Raw genomic sequence first — 23012 nt, forward strand, 5'->3', positions numbered from 1 at the left:
CGATGAAAGCGCTGATCGCCACCGGCCTGATGGCAGCCGCTGCGGCGGCCCAGGCCGGCGATCACCGCGTTGAAATCGATTACTACACCCATCACTACGACGGCGCCGACATCGCGCTGTCGCGCTTTCATTGCGGCGTGGCCAGCGCCATGCACACCGCCGAAGAGCGCGGCGCCTGGCTGGCCTGCTATGGCCGTTTCGCGGTCAACTACAAGGCCTCGCTGCCGGTAGGACGCACCATCCCCGTGGAAGTGGCGGACGCCATGAGCGAGGCCGAACTGGCCGCCGCGCAGCAATTGATGAATCAGGTCTTTGTGCAGGTCGCACAGGAGGCACGCCAGCAAGCCGATCTGGTCTTGCTGGCGCAGGGGGATGTGCTTAGTGCCAGGTCCGCATCAGGCCTACTGCCAGGCCTTCCAGCGCAAACTCGTCAGCTTCCGGATCGACCTTGATGATCTTGAAGTCCGGATTCTCCGGCAACAGCTCGATGGTCGAGCCGGTCTTGCGGTAGCGCTTGACCGTCACTTCGCTGCCGATGCGGGCCACCACGATCTGGCCGTTCTTGGCGCTGTCGACTTTTTTCACGGCCAGCAGATCGCCATCCATGATGCCGGCGTCGCGCATCGATTCGCCGCGCACCTTCAGCAGGTAATCCGGCCTGGAGGCAAACATGGCCGGGTCGACGCTGTAACTGGTTTCCAGGTTCTCCTGCGCCAGGATGGGCGAGCCGGCGGCCACGCGGCCGATCAGCGGCAGCGACATCATCAGCGCCGCCGGCACCTTCGGCGCCGGCGGTTCGGCGTGCGCGCCCAGCAGACGGATGCCGCGCGAAGTGCCGGCGGCGATCTCGATCGCGCCCTTGCGCGCCAGCGCCTGCAAATGCTCCTCGGCGGCGTTGGCCGATTTGAAGCCCAGTTCGTTGGCGATCTCGGCGCGGGTCGGCGGGAAGCCGGTGTTTTCGATGGCGTCCTTGATCAGGTTCAGGATTTGTTCCTGGCGTGCGGTGAGCTTGAGCATGAGTACAGTGAGCCTGTGTATATGAACAGTCTGTATTTTTGTACAGTGTGAAGCGAAAAGCAAGGGAATTTGTTGCTTTACGCGAAATTAATTCATATTCAATCGCCGATTCCCTTGCTGGCCCAGCTGCTTGGCCCGTCGGCGAGCGTGCCGAGGTACTCGCTGCGCTTGCCGTCGCGCTCGGTGATGATGCGGGCCTGGGGCGTGTGCGGCGTGCGCGCCGCCAGTTGCAGCGTGACCGCGCCGCTGCGCGGATCGTAGACGGCGCTGTCGTACTTGCCGGCCTCCAGCGTGATCCAGATGCGTTGCGGCGCGATGAACAGGCGCGTGCGGGCGCTGTCCTTCGGCGTGATGTGCAGCCGGCCGTCGTCCGCCACCCGCAGGTTGGCGCCGAAGGCCAGCCAGCCGAAGGTTGGATCGTTCACCACGTAGGTGGCGCTGGCGTAGGCGTGGCCGTAGAAGCCCATGCCGTAGTCGCCGCTGTAGGCGTCCCAGCGCATCATGTCGGGCCAGGCGTGGAAGGCGGCCGAGGCGAAGCCCTGTTGGTCGATATTGGTGATGCCGCCCATCAGGCCGCCGTAGGCCACGCGCAGCAGATGCAGGTCGGATGGATTGGAGCGGTAGGCTTCGAACAGCGGCACGGCGTTCAGCGTCGAGCCGTAGTGGTGGATCTGGCGCTCGATGCGCTGTGTCTTGCCGCCGTACAGGAAGTCCCAGTAGCGGCGGGCGTTGCCGTTGTAGCCCCAGCTCGGGATGGTGGGGTCGTAGCCGAGGATGACCTCGCGCGTGATGTCGGCTTGCGGCTGGTAGCCGAAGTGGCGCATCCAGGCGTAGACCTCGGCCTGGCCGGTGGAGTCCCAGGCCATCTCGCTGCCGAACGGATAGGTGAGCGTGCGCCAGTGGTCGGCGCGCTGCTTCATCAGGCGCTCCATGTCGGCGGCTTCGGCTTGCAGGCCTTCGCGCCGCAAGTCCTTGAGGATGTCGACGAAGACGTCGCCTTCCATCAGGCCGAATTCCGCGTACTCGGGCGCGTCGCGCACCATGGCCACCACGGTCTGGTAGGCGTGTTCCAGATACCAGCGCCAGTCGTGCGTTTTTATGAGGCCGACATGGTTGCGCGCCAGGCGGTACAGCACCCAGTGGCCGATGGCGACGTGGGGATAGTTGTAGGCGCGGCCGAGGTCGGCGGCGTCCTTCTTGCTCCACGAGGTCCAGCTTGTCCAGTCGGCCTTGGGATCGTAATAGTTGGGGAAGGCTTGCGGGTCGTAGTAGAACAGGCTCTTGCGCACGGCGCCGGCCTGCGGGCCGTCGGCCACTTGCAGCTTGCCGACCACGGTTTCGTTGACCAGCTGTTCCAGCCTGGCGATTTCGGCGGCGTCGGGATTGTCCAGCTGCTTCATCATGACGGCCACCCAGCTGCCGCCGCCACCTTCATCGCTCATGCCGGAGATCCATACGCGGGTGTCGCCGGTGACGATGCGGTTGGCCTCGCGGTCGTAGGTCAGGATGGCGGGCGCGCGCTGGAAAGGATCGTTCTTGTCGTCGAACCATTGGCGGGTGGTGGCGAAGCGGCCGAGGTCGGCAACGGTCTGCTCCAGCGGCTTGGTGATGAAGTAGCTGATGGTTTGCACGCTGTGGTCGGCGTAGGTGATGCTCAGGCGCGCCGGCCCCCAGCCCTGGCTCCTGATGGTGTAGCGCAGCCAGCCCTTGGCGGCCCAGTCGCCGCCGCTTCCGCCGGCCGCCGCCGCCGTGCCGCCGCCCCCGGGCGCTGACGCTATCCCGTGTCCAGCGCCCGCGCCGCCCCTGTGGGCCGCTGAGGCCGTCCCGTGCCCGTCGCCGCCCGCCACGGGCGTGACGGTCAGCGAGCCCGCCGGCTCGGCGCTGATGCTGGCGACCTGTTGCGGGCTATGCAGGAACAGCGTGGCGTCCAGGTCGGTCGGCACCACATAGCCGGGCACGCCCACCGCCACCGGCCGCCGCTGCGCGACCAGCGTCTGCTCGATGGCGCGGATCGACCGCGCGGTCACGAAACGTACGCCGATCTCGCGCCGCTCGCCGGGCCGCAGCATCAGGCTGCTGGGCGCATTCCATTGCTCGCCGGCGTTTTTCCAGTCGGTTTCGGCATAGGCCTTGCTGGCCACGGTCCAGTCGTAGAAACCTTCGGCGGTCTGCTCGCGCTGGCTGCCATCCTTGATCGGACGCCAGGCCTCCAGCGGCGTGCGGCCGTCCGGCAGCACCAGCAGGGCGGGACCCTTGCCGTTGAGGCGCGTCACCTGCACATAGCCGGCGTCGCGGCCGATGTAGGGATCGGTAAAACTGGCGCTGGCATGGGCCTGCTCCAGCGTGCGGTCGGTGATGATGTTGTCGAACACCATGGGCATGCCGAGGCCGCCGATTTCCACCGGCCGCGCCGAACGATTCATCAGCGTGAAGCGCAGCACCAGCGTGCCGTTCACATTGAGCCAGCGCCGCTCCACCGCCAGCGGCAGGTCGGCGCCCAAGGTGGCCGTGATGTCGGCCGCCGCCAGCGCGCCGGCGGCGGGCAGCATGCGCAGCGGCTGTCGGGCGCGCGCTGTATCGTATTCCTGCCAGGGGCCGTTGCCGCTGCGCAGGCGCAGCGTCAGGTCGCCGATGTGATGGTAGCCATTGCCGCGCCGCTCGTCGGCGCGGGTGCCGGGCACAAAGTCGAAGCTGGGATCGCTGACCGGCGTCAGCCGGGCCAGTGTTTGCGTATCGCCACGCAAGGCCAGCAGCAGTTGCGGCGTGCTGTAGGCGTGGTCGGCGGCGGTGGCGGGAAGGGCGATGGCTAGGGCTAGCAGGGCAGGAAATATTTTCATGCAGCTAATCGTAGCATCGCGCGCCGGACTGGATGGCGCTTTTTTGCGCATCCAGCCCGGCGCGGTGCATCAGAAGTGGTAGTTGATGCCGAAGGTGACGGTCTTGAATTTCAGGCCGCTGCCCAGGTTGTCGTCCTTGCTCCAGTCCTTGGACAGGTTGTAGGTCAGCACTTCGATGTTGGTGCTCAGCGCCGGCGACCAGGCCCACTCGGCGCCGGCGCCGGCGGTCCAGCCGTATTTGCCGGTTCTCACGCCGGCATCGTCCAGCCGGCCGATCGCCACGCCACCGGTCCCGTACAGGAACAGGCGGTCGTCCAGCATCAGCGAACCGCCGCGCACGCGGCCGCTCGCCAGCAGCGGCAGCTTGACGTGCGGCGACAACGCGCCGCCGGGGCCGGCCTCGATGCGGGTGGCGCCGAAACTGTTTTCGATCCCCACCACAAACGCCGGGCTGATGCGGTAGTTGTAGCCCAGCTGGACGGCGCCCAGCGCGCCGCTGCCGTCGCCATTGAAGCGGCCCAGCCGGGTGGTGACGGTGTCGCTGTCGGTGGTGCCGCGGCCGCCGTTGATGCCGCCGTAGAAGCCGCTCCACGGTTCGGCCGCGCCGCCCAGCAGGCAGACGCTCAGGCCGCAGAGCGCGGCGGCGCCACGCAGGAATTTGCTGTTCATCATAGATCGCTCCTTATTGCAGTTGGGTTAGTAATTCCTCGGCGCCTTTTTCCAGTCCGGTCCTGGCGGCGCTCAGCGCGCCGATGGTCGCGCTGACATTCATCGCGTTCGGGTATTGCCGGGCCTGATAAGCCTTGAGCAGCCGGTCGTCCATGGCGTCGTACACCGCCACCGCGTAGCTGACCGAGCCCATGAAGATGCCCTCCCTGCCGCGCAGCGACTGCACGGTGTTGTAGGGCAGGCCGACCAGGTCGAAGCGGGTGAAGGTGGAGACCACGGCGGTATTGGTGCTGGCGCCGGTCAGGGTGAGGCGCAGGCGCAGCGTGCCGGGCCGCGCGCTGTCGGCGAGGCGGAAGCGCGTGCTCAGCGCCTGGCCGAATTGCTGTTGCATCGCGGCCGCCAGCTCGTGCTTGTCGCGCTCCGGCAGGTCGCCGAACTGGTGGTCGGCGCCGCGATAAATGGCCACCGGTTCGATGATGATGGCGTGGTAGTGCTCCCGGCGCGCGTTGTCGGCGTAGGAATACGGCCGCGTGGCCGCGCTGTCGGGCCGTAGCCAGGGTGAAACCGGCAGGTCGGTATAGCGCGCCGGCGGCGTGCCGGCGCAACCGGCCAGCGCCACCAAGGCGGCGCTGCCCAGCAGGGCGGGAAGGGGGAAGTGAGTGGTCAAGATACTCCTCTTTGAGTGGATGAAGATGCGTTTGGTCGACCGGTGCGCTCGGAAAATCCGCTAATGACCGATCGATCATATTTATCCTAACACGATAATGATCGATCGGTCATTAGTGTTCGCGGCTAAGATACTGTTTTTTACTAACCGATCGTTCATCATGGATGTTCCAGCCAAGAAACGCGTGCGTCTGACCACCGAGGTGCGGCGTCAGCAGATCCTGGACGCGGCGCTCACCGAATTCACCGCGCTGGGTTTCAACGCCGCCAGCATTGCCAAGATCGCCGCCCGGGCTGGCATGTCCAAGGCCAATCTGTACGTTCACTTCGCCAGCAAGGACGAGATTTTCGAGACGCTGCTGAGGGATGTGCTGCAACCGGCGCTGGGCGCCTGGCAGCTGCCGCCGGCCGGCGCCAATGTGCAGAGCGAGCTGGACGCCTACATCGACAAGCAATATGAGCAAATGACGCCGCAGATGATGTCGATCATGAAACTCGTGATCGCCGAGGGGCACCGCGTGCCGGAGCTGATCCGCCGCTGGCAGGACGAGACGGTGCTGCCGGCGCACCGCGCGCAGCAGGCCCGGATCGACCAGTACGTGGCCGAGGGGGCGCTGCAAAAGACGCCGCTGACCGACAATTTCAACATCGTCATGGCGCCGGTGCTGTACGCCGTGATCTGCAAGCTGATCTTCACGCCGGCGGTGGCCGAGGCCGAATGCCTGAAGACCCGGGAAACCCACCGGCAGCTGATCCGGCTGTTGTTGAAAGCGCCATAGCCACGGCCGGGCTGGCGTTTTGCCCGCAAAGGTGATATAGTCGCGGGCTTACCTCTTCCCACACCTGTCTTGACGCCAGGGTGGGCTATTTATCAAGTCCTTAAGGGAGTTATACATGCGTCACTACGAAATCGTATTTATCGTCCACCCGGACCAGAGCGAGCAAGTGCCCGCCATGATCGAGCGTTACAAAACCACCGTAACGACCCGCGGCGGCAACGTTCACCGTGTTGAAGATTGGGGCCGCCGTCAAATGGCTTACTCGATCCAGAAACTGGCGAAAGCTCACTACATCTGCCTGAACATCGAGTGCGACAACGAGACCCTGGTCGAGCTGGAAACCGCATTCAAATTCAATGATGCCGTTCTGCGTCACCTGACCGTCAAGATGAAGAAAGCGGAAACCGCTCCTTCGCCGATGATGAAATCGGTACAACGCGAAGACGCGGCGAAATCGCACCGCGCGGAAGCCGCAGCCGCTGCTCCAGCCGCCTGATTGACTGAGAAGGAACCGAGCTGAACCAGCTCCAGTTCATCGCCCTCATCGCCGAACGGGATGCCATACGCTATACCCCGGCCGGCATGCCGATCGTGAACGCTGTACTCCAGCACCGATCGCAGCAGATGGAGGCGGGGATCGCCAGATTGACCGAGTTTGAAGTGTCCGCTGTCGCAGCGGGCGAGATTTCAGGCCGCTTCCATCAGGCGCCGCTGGGCGGGATGTACCAGTTCTCCGGTTTCCTCAGCAAGAAAAGCCGCAATAGCAAAAGCCTGGTGTTTCACATCATTGATTTTAGTGCTGTCCCGGACAGCTCAATTTAAATACAGGAGCCTAAAATGGCATTCGGTAAAAAGTTCGACAAAAACAAGCTCAAGCTGAAAGAAAAGCGCAAGCAACAAAACCCACTGTTCAAGCGCAAGAAGTTCTGCCGCTTCACCGCCGCTGGCGTTGAGCAAGTAGACTACAAAGACGTAGATACCCTGAAGGACTTCGTCCAGGAAAACGGCAAAATCATGCCAGCACGTCTGACCGGCACCAAAGCTCACTACCAGCGTCAAGTTGACACCGCGATCAAGCGCGCGCGTTACCTGGCCCTGCTGCCGTACACCGATCTGCACAACGCCTAATCGCGGCAGAGAACCTGGAGAAGAACTATGCAAATCATTCTGTTGGAAAAAGTTGTCAACCTGGGCAACCTGGGTGAAGTCGTTAAAGTGAAGGACGGCTACGCACGTAACTTCCTGATCCCGCAAAAAATGGCGCGTCGTGCTACCACCGCCGCCATCGCGGAATTCGAAGCCAAGCGCGCTGAACTGGAAAAAGCTGCTGCCGCCAAGCTGGCCGCCGCGCAAGCCCAGGGCGAAAAACTGAACGGCATGACCGTGACCATCGCCCAGAAAGCCGGCGTTGATGGCCGTCTGTTCGGCTCGGTAACCAACTTCGACATCGCCGAAGCCCTGACCAAAGCCGGTTTCGCTGTTGAAAAAGCCGCTGTGCGCATGCCAACCGGTCCGCTGAAGACCACTGGCGAGTTCCCGGTCAGCGTTGCTCTGCACACCGACGTGGTGGTGGAAGTGACCGTTGCCGTGGTGGGCGAAGCCGCCTAAGACTGGACCGGGCGGCAACGCCTGGCTGGTTTTGCAACACCCTAGAAAAAGCCGGGCTCGCCCGGCTTTTTTCTCGTCATAAAATTGTAATCTGGCACAAGCAAGCAGGTATAATTCGCGCCATGAACGCCCCCTCCGATCCGCAAGTCGAGTCGCTCCGCGTCCCGCCGCATTCCATCGAAGCAGAACAGTCCGTCATTGGCGGCCTGCTGCGCGATAACGCGTCGTTCGACCGCATCGCCGACATGATGCAGCCGGAAGACTTTTACCGTTACGATCACCGCATCATCTTCGAACAGATCGTGCGCATGATTAACGGCTCCAAGCCGGCCGACGTCATCACCGTCTTCGAGAACCTGACCCAGCTGGGCAAGGCCGAGGACGTCGGTGGCCTGGCCTACCTGAACGCCATGGCGCAGAACACGCCGTCGGCCGCCAATATCCGCCGCTACGCCGAGATCGTGCGCGACCGCTCGGTGCTGCGTCAGCTGATCACCGTGGCCGACGACATCTCCGGCCAGGCGTTCAGTCCGCAGGGCAAGGAAACCAAGGAAATCCTGGACGAGGCCGAGTCGCGCATCTTCGCCATCGCCGAGCAGGGCGCGCGTGGCGCCGCCGGCTGGCTGGCGGTGCAGCCGCTGCTGACCCAGGTGGTGGAGCGCATCGACGAGCTGTACTCGCGCGAGAACCAGTCCGAGATCACCGGCGTGCCGACCGGCTTCATCGACCTCGACCGCATGACCTCGGGCCTGCAACCGGGCGACCTGGTGATCGTGGCCGGCCGGCCGTCGATGGGCAAGACCGCGTTCTCGGTCAACATCGGCGAAAACGTCGCCATCGAGGCCGGCCTGCCGGTGGCGATCTTCTCGATGGAGATGGGCGGCGCCCAGCTGGCCATGCGTATGCTGGGCTCGGTGGGCCAGCTGGACCAGCACCGCCTGCGCACCGGCCGCCTGAACGACGAGGACTGGCCGCGCCTGACGCACGCCATCCAGAAGATGAACGACGCCCAGGTCTTCATCGACGAAACCCCGGCGCTGAACCCGATCGAGATGCGCGCCCGCGCGCGCCGCCTGGCGCGCCAGTGTGGCAAGCTCGGCCTGATCATCGTCGACTACCTGCAACTGATGCAGGGTTCCAAGGCCGGCGACAACCGCGCCTCCGAGATCTCGGAGATCTCGCGTTCGCTCAAGGGCCTGGCCAAGGAGCTGGGCTGCCCGGTGATCGCGCTGTCGCAGCTGAACCGCTCGCTGGAGCAACGCCCCAACAAACGTCCCGTCATGTCCGACCTGCGCGAATCCGGCGCTATCGAGCAGGACGCGGACGTCATCATCTTCCTGTATCGCGACGAGGTCTACAACGCCGACTCGCCCGATAAGGGAACGGCCGAGATCATCATCGGTAAGCAGCGTAACGGCCCGATCGGCGCGGTGCGTCTGACCTGGATCGGCCAGTACACCAAGTTTGGCAATTACGTCGGTAACCTGTCCATCTATCAGGGCGACTAATCCTCACGCCGGCCCGCACCCCGGGCTGGCGCTTAGCAGTAGTAATAAAACGGAGAAAACAATGTTTGGACGCTTGATGCCCACCGAGGGCAAATTCTTTGACCTGTTTAATCAGCACGCCGAGCTGTGCGTCAAAGGCGCGAAAGAAATGGTGGGCCTGATGTCCAATTTCGATGACCTGGAAAATCGCGTGCACGCGATCGAGAGCATCGAGAAGCAAGCCGACAAGATCACCTACCAGACGGTCGACATGCTGCACAAGACCTTCATCACGCCGATCGACCGCGACGACATCCACAAGCTGATCACCCGCCAGGACGACATCCTCGACCTGCTGGAGGACGCGGCCCAGACCGTGTCGCTGTACGACCTGCACTCGGTGACGCCGGAAGCCAAGCGCCTGGCCGAGCTGGTGCTGGCCTGCACCGAGAAGCTCAAGGAAGCGGTGGCCATGCTGCACAACATGGACAACTCGCGCCAGATCGTCTCCATCTGCGAAGAGATCGACCGCCTGGAATCGGACGCCGACCACGTGATGCGCGCCGCCATGTCCAAGCTGTTCCGCGACGAACCGGACGTGCGCAACCTGATCAAGATGAAGGCCATCTACGAAATCCTGGAGACCGTGACCGACCGTTGCGAAGATGTGGCCAACATCATCGAAGGCATCATCGTCGAAAACGCATAATTACAAAGACGAGTACCCATGCAAACCCTACAAATCAGTATCTATGTGCTGGGCATGCTGATCGCCCTGGCGCTGATATTTGACTTCATGAACGGCTTCCACGACGCCGCCAACGCGATCGCCACGGTGGTCTCGACCGGCGTGCTCAAGCCGCAGACCGCCGTCGCCATGGCGGCCCTGTTCAACTTCGTCGCCATCTTCGTGTTCCACCAGCTGACCGTGGCGGCCACGGTGGGCAAGGGCACCATCGACCCGGGCGTGGTCGACCAGTACGTCATCTTTGGCGCGCTGGTGGGCGCCATCGTGTGGAATATCTTCACCTGGTACTACGGCATCCCGTCGTCGTCCTCGCACGCGCTGATCGGCGGCCTGGTGGGCGCGGCGGTGGCCAAGAGCGGCACCGGCGCGCTGATCTCGGCCGGCCTGATCAAGACCGTGCTGTTCATCGTGCTGTCGCCGCTGCTGGGCTTCGTGTTCGGCTCGCTGATGATGCTGCTGGTGTCGTGGATCTTCGTGCGCTCGACGCCGCGCCGGGTGGACCGCTGGTTCCGCCGCCTGCAACTGCTGTCGGCCGCGTCGTACAGCCTGGGCCACGGCGGCAACGACGCGCAGAAAACCATCGGCATCATCTGGATGCTGCTGATCGCGGCCGGCTACTCGACCGCCGGCGCCACCGAGCCGCCGCTGTGGGTGATCGTCTCGTGCTACACCGCGATCTCGTTCGGTACCCTGTTTGGCGGCTGGCGCATCGTGAAAACCATGGGCCAGAAAATCACCAAGCTGAAACCGGTGGGCGGCTTCTGCGCCGAGACCGGCGGCGCCATCACCCTGTTCACCGCGACCGCGCTGGGCGTGCCGGTGTCGACCACCCACACCATCACCGGCGCGATCGTCGGCGTGGGCTCGTCGCAGAAAATGTCGGCGGTGCGCTGGGGCGTGGCGGGCAACATCGTGTGGGCGTGGATCTTCACCATCCCGGCCTCGGCCTTCGTCGCTGCGATCGCCTGGTGGATAGGGCACCACATCATGTAACACCAAGGGAGCCGCGGCTCCCTTTTTTTATGTTTGCTGACGTCGAAGAGCTCGAAAACTTGAGGTCGCATTTTGCGACTTCAAGTTGGGGTGGGAGACGTTCAAGGCCGCTGGCTTTTACTGAGCATGGCGCCATCATGGCTGCGACGGTTCTAAAGTCAGCCAGAGCAATTGAGACATCGCTGTACGTGGTGCGCGCTTTTGTTCAAATGCGCAGCCTGCTGGCCAATAACCTGGAGTTGGCGAAGAAATTGTCGGAGCTGGAGCTCCAGACGGTCAATTTATCTGCGAGACATGATTCTCTTGCGCAGCAACTTGCACAAGTAATTGCCGCCATTCGCCAACTTACCGCCAGCCCGCCATCACCCGTGAAACGACCAATAGGATTCGTGATATCTGAGCAACCGGATAAATAATGTTGAGTCACTCGGCGGCCAGTGGATTTGGATTGCAGTAGAATCGAATTCTTTTGATGAGCGGCGGATGATGGCGATTGATTTTGCGGGTTTGAAGCAGTTGGCCGAGCGGTCGGCTGCGGTGGCTGTACCGTGTAGTTGCCACGATGCCGCATTGCTGGCATGGCGCGCCGTGCCCCTGACGCTGGAGCTGGACCAGTTCGAGGAAGTGGCCACGCTGGTGGAGGATCCATACACCGAGCCGACCTTTGCCGAATACCACCCCCACGGCACCCGCTACGACAGTGAAGACGCCCCCATCGCCCCACGCTACTTCCCCAGCAATCGCAGCCACCTCGTGCGCTGCGTGCAATGCGGCCGCCACTACCTGCGCTACACCGAAGGCGGCGGCTACTTCAGCGAAGTGCGCATGCGCGCATTGCGGCCGTCGCTGCTGGCGGACGCCGCTTTATAGCGCACACGGCGCCAGGATGCGCTATCATCCCGGGTCCGTTTTAAACCAGCCCAGATCGACATGCCTCCTCACCGCAGCAAACGCTACTCCCGACTCCGCCTTGGCATCCAGGCCATGCTGGATGTGGCCATGCTGGGCGGGATCGTGAGCGCGCTGAGCTACCACTGCGGACTGCATGGCCGCATGGGCGTCACCCGCTACAGCGTCACACTGCCGGCCGAACGCCGCCTGCCGCGACCGCTGAAAATCGGCTTCGCCTCCGACTTCCACGCCGGCCGTCCGACCCATCCGGGCATCTTCGCCGACCTGTTCGCCGAAATCGCCGAAGAGCAGCCCGACGTGCTGCTGCTGGGCGGCGACTACGTCACCGGCCCGGCGCGCAACGCCGCCTTGCTGTGCCCGGGGCTGGCGGCGTGCCGGCCGCCGCTGGGCAAATTCGCCGTGTTCGGCAACCACGACCTGTCCACCGACGACCAGGAAATCGCCCGCCTGTTTGGCGAGGCCGGGGTGGCCATGCTGGTCAACCGCGCGGTTACGCTGCCTGCGCCGTTCGACAGCGTCTCCATCTGCGGCATGGACGACCCGTGGACCGGCGAGACGGATGTCGACGCCGCCTTTGCCAACGCCGCTGAGACCCGCATCCTGCTGGTGCACGCCCCGGACGGCCTGCTGCTGCTGAACGGCCACCGCTACGACATCGGCTTCGCCGGCCACACCCACGGCGGCCAGATCGCCTTACCGGACGGCACACCGCTGGTGATGCCGCGAGGTCCGCTGTCCCGTCCCTACTATTACGCCCGCTTCCCCGTCCCCGGCAATGGCGACCTCATCGTCAGTCGCGGCGTCGGTTGCAGCGGCATCCCCGTCCGCATCAACGCCGACCCGGAGTTGGTGATCTGCACGTTGCAATAGCTACCTGCGCTCTGAAATCATTGAGCCTGCCTACGCCGAGGTATTCCTCACGAGGGGCTTAAAGCATATTGGTTCAAGGGCTTTACGACCGACCTCTGCGTTTCGAGGACTTGGAGTGAGGGGCAATTCGAGGGGCTCGCGCCCTGGTAGTCAAAAACTTGGCTCCGCTTTCTTCTTGCGCTGAGCCAAGAAAGCTTGAATATGCGGCGCGTATATGCGAACTTGAGCACTCGGGCGTTCCAGCGTGTTTTGGGGTGTTGAGGGTTGTTGACGTTCAGACGCCTCCCGACGCTCAGCAGCGATTGCCTCCGCATCCACACGCATCATTTCACGGATAGCTCGGCCAGAGGCCGGCGCCAAAAATTGGCCTCCTACTGAAATTCGTCTCATTTTATCCCTCCTGCTTCACACTTTAGCGATAAGACGTGTCATCGACCAACTGTCTAAATCGCTCACGTCAAACTCCATGATACACCCACTTCCATCACGCTCCCAAAGATCGTAGCGACCACCATCCAAAAGCGTGGAAATGCGCATTGGTTGGTTCAAGTCAAACCGCCCATCCAGCAAGAGGTCAGGCATCATCTTCGCAAGGATGTCATCAGGTATCTCTGCGTCATACCCTAGCTTAGGCCACACTTTCCACCCCACTGCAGGATCATTTGCAGCTGTAGCAACAATCATCGCAAATCCAAGTTCGTTCGCAGCCAATGCTTCCGTAAGCAAAGAGTAGCTTGCGATCCCTTGGCCGCGATATTCTTTCTTTATATAAAATGCAACATTGTCAATGATGGTTACAGAGCCGTCTTGATCTTGGCGCTCAAGTATCTTTCGTTCCATACGACGCTCAAGTATTTCTGGAGCGTCAACTTCCAAGACAAGAGCATCGACAACACCAAAGACAGTGCGGGTTTTCCTCCTCTTGACGAAAATCGTAGAACCATCAAATGCTCCCGCAAGCTTCCAGATCCAATCTGAGATGTTGCAGCCGTCGACGATAGGCGGGTTTGTCCCCGCCGCATACTGAATGGTTACTTTCCCGGCAAAACTTACCACAACATCTCTCCGCAATAGACGTGTTTTACGCACATGTCCTCCGTTGATCATTTTAGACCTGTGAAGGCGACATGTAACTCGTTAGATGCACAGTGCTTGATTTACAATGAGCTCTGCTATTCGGGAGGGCGGGGCATGGCGTATGAGATCCAACTTGCAGAGGAAGATCCCGGCGCGGCCGATTCGGTCGCTTTGATGGATGAGCTGTCGACGGCGCTGGAGGCAATTACCGGCGATGGCGGCAGGGCTTCGTTCGATGTCGAGGATGTACGCGGCCCCATGGCCTGTTTTGTGGTGGCGCGCAATCGCAGTGGCGCGGCGCTCGGCTGTGGCGCGTTGCGTCCGCTCGAACCCGGCGTGGCGGAAATCAAGCGCATGTATGCGCGTCACGGCACCAGCGGCGTCGGCAGCGCGGTGTTGCGCTATCTGGAGGAGGAGGCGGTGGCGATGGGATATCAGGCTATCTGGCTGGAAACCCGACTGGTCAACCGCCGCGCCGTCGATTTTTACGAGGCGCGTGGTTACTCCCGCATCGCCAACTATGGCAAATACATCGGCAATCCGCTTGCGGTGTGCTTCGAGAAACAGTTGCCATCCCTGCTGGAACCGGCTTAAGCGGATGTAAGCATGTTCTTACACGCCGTCGCGACGGACGCTGCTTACGTGCGGGCGGTGCCAGCGGCACAATGTAGCGCATGAAAATCATCGATCAACGCTATCTGGAAAGCGGCAACCGCTATTCCACCCAACCGTGCTTATTGAGTATTCTTGAGCTGGAACCGGTCACGCCCGAGGCCAGCGAGAAGCTGCAAAAGCGCCTGTACAACGTCTTGCCCGGCCTGCGTCGTTTGCGTGGCGTGGTCGGCAAGCGCGCCGACGCCGTGCCGCCCGTGGTGGAGCTGGTGCAGCAGACCGCGATCGAGTTGCGCCGCCTGGCCTTGAATGAGGTCGCGATTGGCTTCGTCGGCGTGGTGCCGAACATGCCGGGACGCTATCGGCTGGTGCTGCCCTCGGTAGCCGGCGCGCCGGCGTTGGCGATGGCGACGCAATTGCTGAACGCCATGCTGGCCGGCCGCTCCTACAATCTGAAGGCCGGCCTTGCGCGCTTGCGCCTGCTGGCCGACCGTCGCCGCAAGCCGCGCGGTCACTTGATGCAAACCGCGCGCACCATTTTGATGTCGGTGATGCCGAAGAGGACCTTGTCTATGCCTGGCCTTTTTAGCAGTTCTTACCTTACGGCTGGAGCAGTGTAGCGTGGTGCCGAGCGAACCATTGTTTCGTAGGACGGCCAGGGGCAAGACCATGCGGATCTCCTTTCAAGAGGAGGAGGGGGCCGTCAAGCAGTGTAGCAACGAACTCGTTTCCCTGATTCTGCAATTGCTTGATCATTGATCTGGAGAAAACGGACGCATTAAAAGCGCGTTCAAATTGTCGTTCCAAAGGCCTCAGCAGTGCATTAATCCTTATTTCGGAAGTATCTCCGATGATGAGAATGTCGACGTCGCTATGCGCGCTTTCCTGCTGGCGGGCCACTGAGCCAAATAGGACAGCGGATTCCACATTCGGTAGCTCTGCGAATAATTGTTTTAGCGCGGTCACTATCTCGCTGGATTGCTGGAATAGCTGCACCAATGGCTGGAGTGCGGGATCAGGTGAGGCCCGATAGCCTGCTTTTTCCGCTGTTGTTACCAGGCCCAGTGCGGACCAGCGCTGTAGCCATCGGCTCAAGTTGCCTGAATCCACTTGGGCTTCGTTGGCAAGCTCACGCAGGCCGAAGGTACGCCCCGGCTGTTCGAACAGGCAGCGCAAAGCCCGGAAGCGGGCGGCGCCGCCAAAGAGTTCGGCAAACATCGCTGAGTTCATCGTTTCCCCTGCTATCAACGGTGCTGTTGATAGTACAGCGGATGCTGTTGAATGTACAGCGCCTCACTTGATGCAAACCGCGCGCACCATTTTGATGTCGGTGATGCCGAGGAGGACTTTTTCGATACCGTCCATTTTCAGCGTCAGCATGCCGTCTTCCAGTGCCGCAGCCAGCAGTTGAGCCACCCGTGCGTGTTCCTGTAGTAGCTTTTTGACTTTGTCGGTGCCGAGCATCAGTTCGTGCAGGCCGACGCGGCCTTTGTAGCCTTTGTTGCATTCGTCGCAGCCGACAGCGCGGTACAGCGTGAACTTGCCGTCCTTGGCGTATTGCTGACGCCAGCGGGCCAGCACCGTGGATTTGTCCAGCAGGTCTTCGCAGTATTCGCCCAGCAGGGCGTCCAGTTCCTCGGCCGACGGTTCGTAGGCTTGCTTGCATTTGCCGCACAGGCGCTTGGCCAGCCGTTGCGCCAGGATGCCCAGCAGCGCGTCGGAGAAGTTGAACGGGTCCATGCCCATGTCCAGCAGCCGCACGATGGATTCCGGCGCGCTGTTGGTGTGCAGCGTCGAGAATACCAGGTGCCCGGTCAGCGAGGCTTCGATGCCCATGCTGACGGTTTCCTTGTCGCGCATTTCGCCGACCATGATGATGTCCGGATCGGCGCGCAGGAAGGCGCGCATCACGGTGGCGAAGTCCAGCCCGGCTTTGCGGTTGACCTGCACTTGCCGCAGGCCTTTCTGCGTGATCTCCACCGGGTCTTCGGCGGTCCAGATTTTGGTGTCCGGCGTGTTCAGGAAGTTGAGCACGGAGTGCAGGGTGGTGGTCTTGCCGGAACCGGTCGGGCCGCAGACGAAGAACAGGCCGTAGGGCTTGCTCACCGTCTCGCGCAATCGCTCCAGGTTGAACGGCAGCACGCCCAGCTTGTCGAGCGGGATCGGCTCGCCCGCCGCCAGGATACGCATGACGATGTCTTCCACGCCGCCCGAGGACGGGATGGTCGCCACCCGCAGTTCGATATCCAGCGGACCGTATTTCTTGAATTTGATTTTGCCGTCCTGCGGCTTGCGGCGCTCGGAGATGTCGAGGTCGCACATGATTTTCACGCGCGCCACCAGCGCCGCGCGGTAGCTGGCCGGTATCTCGATATACGGCACCAGCGAACCATCCTTGCGGAAGCGGATACCGGTCTTGCCCTTGCCCGGCAGCGGTTCGATGTGGATGTCCGACACGCCTTGGCGGTAGGCATCCGTGATGATCTTGTTGAGCAGTTTGACCAGCTCGTTTTCCACCGCCTCCGATACCTCGGCCGAGCCTTCGCCATCCTCGTCGTAGGCGTCGTCCATGCCGGACAGCAGGTCGCCCACGCTGGCGTTGTCGCCCGCGCCAAAGAACAGTTCCATCATCTGGCGGAATTCGCGCTGCGACGTCACGCGGTACACCGGCTTGGCGCGCGGGAAGATTTGTTCGACGATGTGGGTATGCGCCACCCGCTCCGGGTCCAGCGCCACCACCAGCAAACCTTCCTTGCCGTCTTCCAGCGGCAGCCAGCCGGATTCCTCCACATACTGGCGCTTGAGGTTTTTCAGCAGCTCCACCGGCTTCAGGCGATCGGCGCGGAAGTGCTCGTACGGCACGCCGAAATGTTTCTCCAGCGAGACGCCGAGGGTGGCCGGCTTGATCTCGTATTCATCGATCAGCACGTCCTCGATGTCGACCTCCCTGGCGCGCGCGCTGCGCGTGGCCGCTTCCAGTTCCTGCGCCGAGATCACCGCCTCCGTCACCAGGCCGTCGTACTTGGTGCGTACCATCTGCGGTGGCTTCATGCGCTGCGAGAAGGCCACCGACAGGGTTTCGCACAAGTCCTTGACGCCGTCCTCGGCGATGCGGGAGAAGGGCACGCGGTCGCGGTTGTTGATGAACTGGACCACCCCCAGCAGCTCGCGCGACTGTACCGCGATCAGCGGCGCCACCAGCATTTGCCTGGTGCGGTAGCCGGTGCGCTGGTCGACGCCCTGCTGGAAACGCAGCTCGGGCGAGTAGCGCGCCAGCTCGGCCTGGTCGTAGACGTCGGCGATGTTGACGGTTTTGCGCGTCAGCGCCACGTACCCGGCGATGCTGGCCGGGGTGATGGCCAGCTTCAGGTCGCGAAACGAGGTCAGGCCGGTCTTGACCTTGGAGACGATGTAGTCCTTTTCCTTGTCCATCGCGTACAGCGTGAAGCGGTCGCAGTTGAACAGGTCGCAGAATTCCATGCCCAGGTCGAGCATGATCTCGTCGAGGTTGCTGGTGGCGTGGATTTTGGTGGTGACGGTTTGCAGCTTCTGGAAAAACGCCAGCCTGAGATCGACATCGCGAGGACGTGTACCGGCGTCATTCATGATCGCTCCGCTAGTTGAGTTGGACTTCCATGCCTTCGTATGCGAGGAATACTTTCAGTTCACCCAGCAGCGGGGCGTGGCGCGCCATCACTTCGGCGAAGACGGCTTCCAGCTCGTCGTCGCTGCGGGTCGGTTCGTGATGGGTGCAGTATAGCGCCTTGACGCCGGTGCGCAGCGCCAGCGAGAGCGCGGAGTCGAAGGTGCCGTGGCCCCAGCCCTGCTTGGCCGGATATTCTTCGCGCGTGTAGGAGCAGTCGACGATCAGCGCATCCACGCCTCGCACGGTGGCATCGATGGCGGCGTTGCGCTCGGCCATCCACTGCTCGTAGGCGGCATGCTCGGGATGGCCGGCAGGATGGATGTTGTAGTGCGGCTCGTGGTCGCCGGTGAAGAACAGCGAGCGGCCGTTGCAATCGATGCGGTAGCCAAGGTCGGTCACGGGGTGGTTCATCACCACGTTGCCGACGGTGGCGTCGCCCACCGCGATGGGCTGGCCGATGTCCAGCGTCTGGTATTCGATGGTGGCGTCCATCTGGGTTTCGCTGACCGGGAAGTAGCTGTTTTGCAGCTGCACGCCCATCACGTGCTCGATGCCGTTGCCGGTGACCGGATCGGTCACGCCATGCAGGCGCACCCGGCTGTCGCGGATGAACAGCGGGGTGAAGAAGGGCAGGCCGTGGATGTGGTCCCAGTGGCTGTGGGTGATGAAGATGTTGGCGTGGATGGGCCGGGTTTTATTTTGAATCAGCGCTTGCGCCAGCGCGAACAGGCCGGTGCCGCCGTCGATGACGATCAGGGTGTCGTTGTCGGTACGAACTTCGATGCAGGTGGTGTTGCCGCCATACCGCGCCGTGCGCGGGCCGGGGGAGGGTATGGAACCACGGACTCCCCAAAATTTAAATTTCATACGTGTATCCCTGATAGCCGCTCTTATTGTTGTTAATTTGTTGCCTTCGATAATAGCTTTTTTTTTCCGGAAGAGGCAAAAAGCCGATGTAAATTCGTCGCATCGCCAATTTCCCGATGTACAACAGCTTGCGCTGGAGCTACACTCTGGAACTGCGCTTGCAAGTTGCGCGCCACTGCGCCCGTCCAAAACGTTGTCAAAAATAACAACCATGCAAGAGTTGAATCAAAGCCAAATCGCTGCGCGCCTGGACCAGCTGACCGAGCTCAGTGTCCAGCTGGGCAGCAATCACGATACCGACTCGTTGCTGGAACGCATACTGTTGGTGGCCAAAGGCATGACCAATGCCGACGGCGGCACGCTGTATCGCCCCGGCGAGGACATGCGGCAGCTGAATTTCCACATCCTGCTCAACGATACGCTGAATATCCACCAGGGCGGCTCCAGCGGCGTGCCGGTGTCCGGCGGCGTGCCGCTGTACGATGACCAGGGCGAGAAGAACCTGTCGGCGGTGGCGGCCTACGCCGCCCATTTCCGCCTGTCGGTCAATATCGAGGATGTGTACAAGGCCGATGTGTTCAACTTCTCCGGCATGGTCAAGTTCGACCAGTTGCGCGGCTACCATTCGCAATCCATCCTGACGGTGCCGATGAGCGACCACGAAGGCGAACTGGTGGGCGTGCTGCAACTGATTAACGCCAAGGACCCGGCCACCGGCGGGATCTGCGCCTTCAGTCAGACCGACCAGCGTTTCATCGAAGCGCTGGCGGCGCAGGCGGCGGTGGCGCTGACCCACCAGCGTCTGATCTTCCAGTTGGAGGAGCTGCTGGAGTCGCTGGTCAACCTGATCAACATCGGCATCGATGAAAAATCGCCATACACCGGCCGCCATTGCCAGTTCGTGCCCGAGCTGACCATGATGCTGGCCGAAGCCGTGCACCACACCGAGACCGGCCCGCTGGCCGATTTCCGCATGACCGACGCCGACCGCAAGGAACTGTGGCTGGCCGGCCTGCTGCACGACTGCGGCAAGATCACCACCCCGGTGCACGTGGTGGACAAGGCCACCAAGCTGGAAACCATCTTCGACCGCATTGCCCTGATCGACACCCGCTTCGAGGTGCTGCTGCGCGACGCCGAGATCGCCGCCCTCCGGCGCAAGCTGGAAGCGGGCTCGGACCACGCCGCCATCGACCAGGAGCTGGCGGCGCAGCAGGCCACGCTGCGCGCCGAGCGCGATTTCATCCGGGGCGCCAACGTCGGCGGCGAGGGCATGAAGCCGGAAGACCAGGAGCGCGTGCGTGGCATCGGCCAGCGCCGCTGGACCGGCCCGGACGGCGCCGAGCGCGCCTTCCTCGACGACGACGAACTGATGAACCTGACCATCAAGTTCGGCACCCTGACCGACGCCGAGCGCAAGGAAATCAACAACCACATCGTCATGAGCATCAAGATGCTGGAGGCGCTGCCATGGCCCAAGCACTTGAAGAACGTGCCGGAGTTCGCCGGCGGCCACCACGAGCGCATGGACGGCAAGGGCTATCCGCGCGGCCTGACCAAGGAGCAGATGTCGGTGCAGGCGCGGGTGATGGCGATCGCCGACATCTTCGAGGCGCTGACCGCCAAGGACCGCCCGTACAAGAAGGGCAAGATGCTGTCCGAGTCGTTGCGCATCCTCGGCAACTTCTCGCTTAACGGTCACATCGATCCGGACTTGTTCGATATTTTCATCCGCAACAAGATTTACATGGAATTCGCCCATAAGAACATGGACGAGAAGCAGATCGACTTCATCGACGAAGCCAAGATTCCAGGCTACACGCCCTGATGCGCCTGCTGCCCGCCAAATTCACCAAGACCCTCTCCAAATACTGGAAACGCTGGCTGCTGGGCATGCTGATCACGGCGATCGGCGTGGCCTATTCGCTGGCGCTGTTCGGCAACGACACCATCGCCCGGCTGGACAATCTGTGGGCCGGCGAGCGCATGAAGCTGGAAGCGCCGACGCTGGACAAGCGCATTGTGATTGTCGACATCGACGGCAAATCGCTGACCGAGTTCGGCCGCTTCCCGTGGAGCCGGAACGTCCAGGCCAGCCTGATCTCGCAGCTGGTCGATCACTACAAGGTGGCGGCGGTCGGCTACGATATTTCCTTTCCCGAGCCGGACACGTCGTCCGGCTACAACGTGCTGGAAAAACTCTCCCAAACCGAGCTGAAGGACGTGCCGGTGCTGCGCCAGCGGCTGGAGGAACTCAAGCCGATGATGGACTACGACGGCGTGTTTGCCGGCGCGCTGCAAGGCAAGCCGGTGATCCTCGGCTTCAACCTGTCGCCGGACCAGATCAAGGGCGCGCTGCCCAAGCCGCTGTTTTCCGAGGCCGACCTGAACGGGCGCGAACTGCTGGCCTACAACGCGCCCGGCTTTGAAGCCAATGTGTCGGTGCTGACGCAGGCGGCGGCCGGCGCCGGCAGTTTCTCGGTGGTGACCGATCCCGACGGCATCGTCCGCAGCGCCTATCTGATCCAGCAGGTTGGCGACAATTACTATCCCTCGCTGTCGCTGGCCACGGCCTCGCTGTACCTGAAGGCGCTGGCGGTCAAGCCGCTGATGACGGAGACGGCCGACCAGCTGTCGCAGAACCAGCTCGACAGCGGTGGCTACGATGCCCTGACCATCCTGCTGCCGGGCCGCAAGCAGCGCGTGATCCCGGTGGGCGAGGCGATGAGCACGGTGGTGCAGTATCGCGGCCGTGGCGGTCCGCAGGGCGGTTCCTTCCGCTACGTGTCGGCGGCCGATGTGTTGACCGGGCGCGCGCCGGCCGAGCTGTTGAACGGCACGGTGGTGCTGATCGGCACCACGGCGCCGGGGCTGGTCGACTTGCGGGCCACGCCGGTCAATCCTGAATATCCGGGCGTGGAAATCCACGCCAACCTGATCAAGTCCATCCTCGACAACCGCTTCAAGTCGCGGCCGTACTGGGCCTTCGTGGCCGAGGCCGGCGAGATTCTGGTGCTCGGCCTGGCGCTGAGCTTTGCGCTGGCGGCGCTGTCGCCGATCCGGGCCAGCCTGCTGGGCGTGGCGGTGCTGGCGGCGGCGGTCGGCTTGAATTACTACCAGTACAGCGAGGAAGACCTGATCTTTAACCTGGCCATGCTGGTGCTGGTGATCTTCAGCCTGTTCGTGATGAACGTGGTGTGGGGCTACTTCGGCGAGGTGCGGCGCAACCGCGGGCTGGTGTCGCGCTTTGGCGAATACGTGGCGCCGGAGCTGGTGGAGCAGATGTCGGAAGATCCCGATCAGTACAACATGGACGGCGAAAGCCGCGAGCTGACCGTGATGTTCGTCGACGTGCGCGGCTTCACCACCATTTCCGAAGGCCTGACGCCGAAGCAGCTGCGCGAATACATCAACCTCTACCTGACGGCCATGTCGGAAGACATCCGCAGCAGCCACCAGGGCACGCTGGACAAGTACATCGGCGACGCCGTGATGGCGTTCTGGGGCGCGCCGGTGGCGTTTGACGATCACGCCAGCCGCGGCGTCGCCACCTCGCTGCTGATGCAGGCCAGCGCCAAACGCCTCAACCAGGACTTCATCGCGCGCGGCTGGCCGGAGCTGAAAATCGGCATTGGCCTCAACTCCGGCCTGATGCACGTGGGCGACATGGGCTCCAACATCCGTCGCGCCTACACGGTGATGGGCGACGCGGTCAACCTGGGCTCGCGGCTGGAAGGCATCACCAAGGTGTATGGCGTCGGCATCGCGGTGGGCGAGAGCACGCGCGCCGCCGCGCCGGAATTCACCTACCGCGAGCTCGACCTGGTGCGGGTCAAGGGCAAGAACGAGCCGGTCGCCATCTTCGAGCCGATCGCGCTGGCGCAGGAGACCGACGATGCCACCCGGCGCGAAGTGCAGCGCTGGCACGAGGCGCTGGCCGCCGTGCGCGCGCAGCGCTGGGACGAGGCTTCGGCCATCGTCGCCGAATTGCGGGCGCTGTCGCCGCAACGCGGACTGTATGAACTGTACGTTGAGCGCATCGCCTACTTCCGTGAGCATCCGCCGGGCGAGGGTTGGGATGGCGTCACCACCTTTGAAACGAAATAATGTCGATGAGGCAATTTTGATGCAAAAATAACGTAGCCACAGTTTCAGCAAAATCAGGTGGCGAATTGATTAAATAGGATTAAACTTAGGGAATATTGATTTCCTGTGGGCTACATT

The 23012-nt window shown here is 62.5% G+C and carries 24 protein-coding genes; 16 read left to right on the plus strand and 8 right to left on the minus strand.

Going from position 1 to position 23012, the window contains the following annotated elements; genetic code table 11:
- Positions 1–2 precede the first annotated feature (2 nt).
- Positions 3–452, plus strand: a complete 450-nt coding sequence (locus GM676_RS09740) for a hypothetical protein (protein ID WP_155463347.1) — start codon at positions 3–5, stop codon at positions 450–452.
- Here GM676_RS09740 and lexA read toward each other — a convergent pair.
- The 4 genes from lexA to GM676_RS09760 form a co-directional block, all read right to left on the minus strand.
- Complete coding sequence (gene lexA, locus GM676_RS09745; RefSeq protein WP_155463348.1) at positions 379–1017, minus strand: transcriptional repressor LexA; 639 nt, start codon at positions 1015–1017, stop codon at positions 379–381. The genes GM676_RS09740 and lexA overlap by 74 nt on opposite strands.
- A gap of 98 nt (positions 1018–1115) precedes the next feature.
- The gene (locus GM676_RS31800) at positions 1116–3854 is read right to left on the minus strand and encodes a DUF5695 domain-containing protein (protein WP_211923201.1); all 2739 of its coding nucleotides are present in this window, start codon (positions 3852–3854) and stop codon (positions 1116–1118) included.
- A gap of 69 nt (positions 3855–3923) precedes the next feature.
- The gene (locus GM676_RS09755) at positions 3924–4526 is read right to left on the minus strand and encodes an outer membrane protein (RefSeq protein ID WP_155463349.1); all 603 of its coding nucleotides are present in this window, start codon (positions 4524–4526) and stop codon (positions 3924–3926) included.
- 10 nt (positions 4527–4536) lie between these two features.
- On the minus strand, positions 4537–5190 hold the full coding sequence (locus tag GM676_RS09760; protein ID WP_155463351.1) for a DUF3313 domain-containing protein: 654 nt from the start codon (positions 5188–5190) through the stop codon (positions 4537–4539).
- A 160-nt stretch (positions 5191–5350) separates the two neighbouring features.
- Between GM676_RS09760 and GM676_RS09765 the strand changes: the two genes are divergently transcribed.
- From GM676_RS09765 to GM676_RS09815, 11 genes are all read left to right on the plus strand, one after another.
- On the plus strand, positions 5351–5968 hold the full coding sequence (locus GM676_RS09765; protein WP_155463352.1) for a TetR/AcrR family transcriptional regulator: 618 nt from the start codon (positions 5351–5353) through the stop codon (positions 5966–5968).
- A gap of 115 nt (positions 5969–6083) precedes the next feature.
- The gene (gene rpsF / locus GM676_RS09770) at positions 6084–6464 is read left to right on the plus strand and encodes a 30S ribosomal protein S6 (protein WP_155463353.1); all 381 of its coding nucleotides are present in this window, start codon (positions 6084–6086) and stop codon (positions 6462–6464) included.
- Between the two features lie 20 nt (positions 6465–6484).
- Positions 6485–6790, plus strand: a complete 306-nt coding sequence (priB, locus tag GM676_RS09775; protein WP_155463354.1) for a primosomal replication protein N — start codon at positions 6485–6487, stop codon at positions 6788–6790.
- A gap of 15 nt (positions 6791–6805) precedes the next feature.
- Positions 6806–7096 (plus strand): 30S ribosomal protein S18, encoded by a 291-nt coding sequence (rpsR, locus tag GM676_RS09780; protein ID WP_090176193.1) that lies wholly within the window; start codon positions 6806–6808, stop codon positions 7094–7096.
- Positions 7097–7123: 27 nt separating this feature from the next.
- Positions 7124–7576, plus strand: a complete 453-nt coding sequence (rplI, locus tag GM676_RS09785; protein ID WP_155463355.1) for a 50S ribosomal protein L9 — start codon at positions 7124–7126, stop codon at positions 7574–7576.
- A 122-nt stretch (positions 7577–7698) separates the two neighbouring features.
- The gene (locus GM676_RS09790) at positions 7699–9084 is read left to right on the plus strand and encodes a replicative DNA helicase (RefSeq protein ID WP_155463356.1); all 1386 of its coding nucleotides are present in this window, start codon (positions 7699–7701) and stop codon (positions 9082–9084) included.
- A gap of 61 nt (positions 9085–9145) precedes the next feature.
- Positions 9146–9772 (plus strand): DUF47 domain-containing protein, encoded by a 627-nt coding sequence (locus tag GM676_RS09795; protein WP_155463357.1) that lies wholly within the window; start codon positions 9146–9148, stop codon positions 9770–9772.
- 18 nt (positions 9773–9790) lie between these two features.
- On the plus strand, positions 9791–10804 hold the full coding sequence (locus GM676_RS09800) for an inorganic phosphate transporter (RefSeq protein WP_155463358.1): 1014 nt from the start codon (positions 9791–9793) through the stop codon (positions 10802–10804).
- Between the two features lie 29 nt (positions 10805–10833).
- Complete coding sequence (locus tag GM676_RS09805; protein ID WP_371866176.1) at positions 10834–11220, plus strand: ORF6N domain-containing protein; 387 nt, start codon at positions 10834–10836, stop codon at positions 11218–11220.
- A gap of 67 nt (positions 11221–11287) precedes the next feature.
- Entirely contained in the window at positions 11288–11674 is a 387-nt protein-coding gene (locus tag GM676_RS09810) for a hypothetical protein (RefSeq protein ID WP_155463360.1), read from the plus strand.
- Between the two features lie 60 nt (positions 11675–11734).
- Positions 11735–12586: a metallophosphoesterase gene (locus GM676_RS09815; protein ID WP_155463361.1), complete on the plus strand. Its 852-nt coding sequence runs from the start codon at positions 11735–11737 to the stop codon at positions 12584–12586.
- Positions 12587–12991: 405 nt separating this feature from the next.
- Here the strand turns inward: GM676_RS09815 and GM676_RS09820 are convergent, their stop codons facing one another.
- Positions 12992–13675: a GNAT family N-acetyltransferase gene (locus tag GM676_RS09820; RefSeq protein ID WP_155463362.1), complete on the minus strand. Its 684-nt coding sequence runs from the start codon at positions 13673–13675 to the stop codon at positions 12992–12994.
- A 102-nt stretch (positions 13676–13777) separates the two neighbouring features.
- On the opposite strand from GM676_RS09820, the gene GM676_RS09825 reads away from it, so the two are divergent.
- Complete coding sequence (locus GM676_RS09825) at positions 13778–14257, plus strand: GNAT family N-acetyltransferase (protein WP_155463363.1); 480 nt, start codon at positions 13778–13780, stop codon at positions 14255–14257.
- An 80-nt stretch (positions 14258–14337) separates the two neighbouring features.
- On the plus strand, positions 14338–14895 hold the full coding sequence (locus tag GM676_RS09830) for a hypothetical protein (RefSeq protein ID WP_170304273.1): 558 nt from the start codon (positions 14338–14340) through the stop codon (positions 14893–14895).
- Here the strand turns inward: GM676_RS09830 and GM676_RS09835 are convergent.
- The 3 genes from GM676_RS09835 to GM676_RS09845 all read right to left on the minus strand — a co-directional run bounded on the left by GM676_RS09835 (position 14876) and on the right by GM676_RS09845 (position 18788).
- Positions 14876–15505, minus strand: a complete 630-nt coding sequence (locus GM676_RS09835) for a nucleotidyltransferase domain-containing protein (RefSeq protein WP_155463364.1) — start codon at positions 15503–15505, stop codon at positions 14876–14878. The two genes, GM676_RS09830 and GM676_RS09835, sit on opposite strands and share 20 nt — an antisense overlap.
- Before the next feature lie 63 nt (positions 15506–15568).
- Complete coding sequence (locus tag GM676_RS09840) at positions 15569–17881, minus strand: GspE/PulE family protein (protein ID WP_155463365.1); 2313 nt, start codon at positions 17879–17881, stop codon at positions 15569–15571.
- Between the two features lie 10 nt (positions 17882–17891).
- Positions 17892–18788 carry an MBL fold metallo-hydrolase gene (locus tag GM676_RS09845; RefSeq protein WP_155463366.1) on the minus strand — a complete coding sequence of 299 codons (897 nt, stop codon included), beginning with the start codon at positions 18786–18788 and terminating at the stop codon, positions 17892–17894.
- 211 nt (positions 18789–18999) lie between these two features.
- On the opposite strand from GM676_RS09845, the gene GM676_RS09850 reads away from it, so the two are divergent.
- Both GM676_RS09850 and GM676_RS09855 read left to right on the plus strand, forming a co-directional pair.
- Positions 19000–20616 carry an HD domain-containing phosphohydrolase gene (locus GM676_RS09850; RefSeq protein WP_155463367.1) on the plus strand — a complete coding sequence of 539 codons (1617 nt, stop codon included), beginning with the start codon at positions 19000–19002 and terminating at the stop codon, positions 20614–20616.
- Positions 20616–22895: a CHASE2 domain-containing protein gene (locus tag GM676_RS09855; protein WP_155463368.1), complete on the plus strand. Its 2280-nt coding sequence runs from the start codon at positions 20616–20618 to the stop codon at positions 22893–22895. The genes GM676_RS09850 and GM676_RS09855 overlap by 1 nt, the downstream gene beginning before the upstream one ends.
- Positions 22896–23012: the final 117 nt, after the last annotated feature.

It is taken from the genome of Duganella radicis, assembly GCF_009720825.1.
Taxonomy (GTDB): domain Bacteria; phylum Pseudomonadota; class Gammaproteobacteria; order Burkholderiales; family Burkholderiaceae_D; genus Rugamonas; species Rugamonas radicis.

Coding starts and splice junctions, on each gene's coding strand:
- rpsR (WP_090176193.1), top strand. CDS start 6,806: ATGGCATTCGGTAAAAAGTTCGACAAAAACAAGCTCAAGCTGAAAGAA.
- GM676_RS09810 (WP_155463360.1), top strand. CDS start 11,288: ATGATGGCGATTGATTTTGCGGGTTTGAAGCAGTTGGCCGAGCGGTCG.
- GM676_RS09740 (WP_155463347.1), top strand. CDS start 3: ATGAAAGCGCTGATCGCCACCGGCCTGATGGCAGCCGCTGCGGCGGCC.
- GM676_RS09800 (WP_155463358.1), top strand. CDS start 9,791: ATGCAAACCCTACAAATCAGTATCTATGTGCTGGGCATGCTGATCGCC.
- rpsF (WP_155463353.1), top strand. CDS start 6,084: ATGCGTCACTACGAAATCGTATTTATCGTCCACCCGGACCAGAGCGAG.
- GM676_RS09795 (WP_155463357.1), top strand. CDS start 9,146: ATGTTTGGACGCTTGATGCCCACCGAGGGCAAATTCTTTGACCTGTTT.
- GM676_RS09830 (WP_170304273.1), top strand. CDS start 14,338: ATGAAAATCATCGATCAACGCTATCTGGAAAGCGGCAACCGCTATTCC.
- GM676_RS09840 (WP_155463365.1), bottom strand. CDS start 17,881: ATGAATGACGCCGGTACACGTCCTCGCGATGTCGATCTCAGGCTGGCG.
- GM676_RS09850 (WP_155463367.1), top strand. CDS start 19,000: ATGCAAGAGTTGAATCAAAGCCAAATCGCTGCGCGCCTGGACCAGCTG.
- GM676_RS31800 (WP_211923201.1), bottom strand. CDS start 3,854: ATGAAAATATTTCCTGCCCTGCTAGCCCTAGCCATCGCCCTTCCCGCC.
- rplI (WP_155463355.1), top strand. CDS start 7,124: ATGCAAATCATTCTGTTGGAAAAAGTTGTCAACCTGGGCAACCTGGGT.
- GM676_RS09765 (WP_155463352.1), top strand. CDS start 5,351: ATGGATGTTCCAGCCAAGAAACGCGTGCGTCTGACCACCGAGGTGCGG.
- GM676_RS09755 (WP_155463349.1), bottom strand. CDS start 4,526: ATGATGAACAGCAAATTCCTGCGTGGCGCCGCCGCGCTCTGCGGCCTG.
- GM676_RS09855 (WP_155463368.1), top strand. CDS start 20,616: ATGCGCCTGCTGCCCGCCAAATTCACCAAGACCCTCTCCAAATACTGG.
- lexA (WP_155463348.1), bottom strand. CDS start 1,017: ATGCTCAAGCTCACCGCACGCCAGGAACAAATCCTGAACCTGATCAAG.
- GM676_RS09825 (WP_155463363.1), top strand. CDS start 13,778: ATGGCGTATGAGATCCAACTTGCAGAGGAAGATCCCGGCGCGGCCGAT.
- GM676_RS09845 (WP_155463366.1), bottom strand. CDS start 18,788: ATGAAATTTAAATTTTGGGGAGTCCGTGGTTCCATACCCTCCCCCGGC.
- GM676_RS09790 (WP_155463356.1), top strand. CDS start 7,699: ATGAACGCCCCCTCCGATCCGCAAGTCGAGTCGCTCCGCGTCCCGCCG.
- GM676_RS09835 (WP_155463364.1), bottom strand. CDS start 15,505: ATGAACTCAGCGATGTTTGCCGAACTCTTTGGCGGCGCCGCCCGCTTC.
- GM676_RS09815 (WP_155463361.1), top strand. CDS start 11,735: ATGCCTCCTCACCGCAGCAAACGCTACTCCCGACTCCGCCTTGGCATC.
- GM676_RS09805 (WP_371866176.1), top strand. CDS start 10,834: ATGTTTGCTGACGTCGAAGAGCTCGAAAACTTGAGGTCGCATTTTGCG.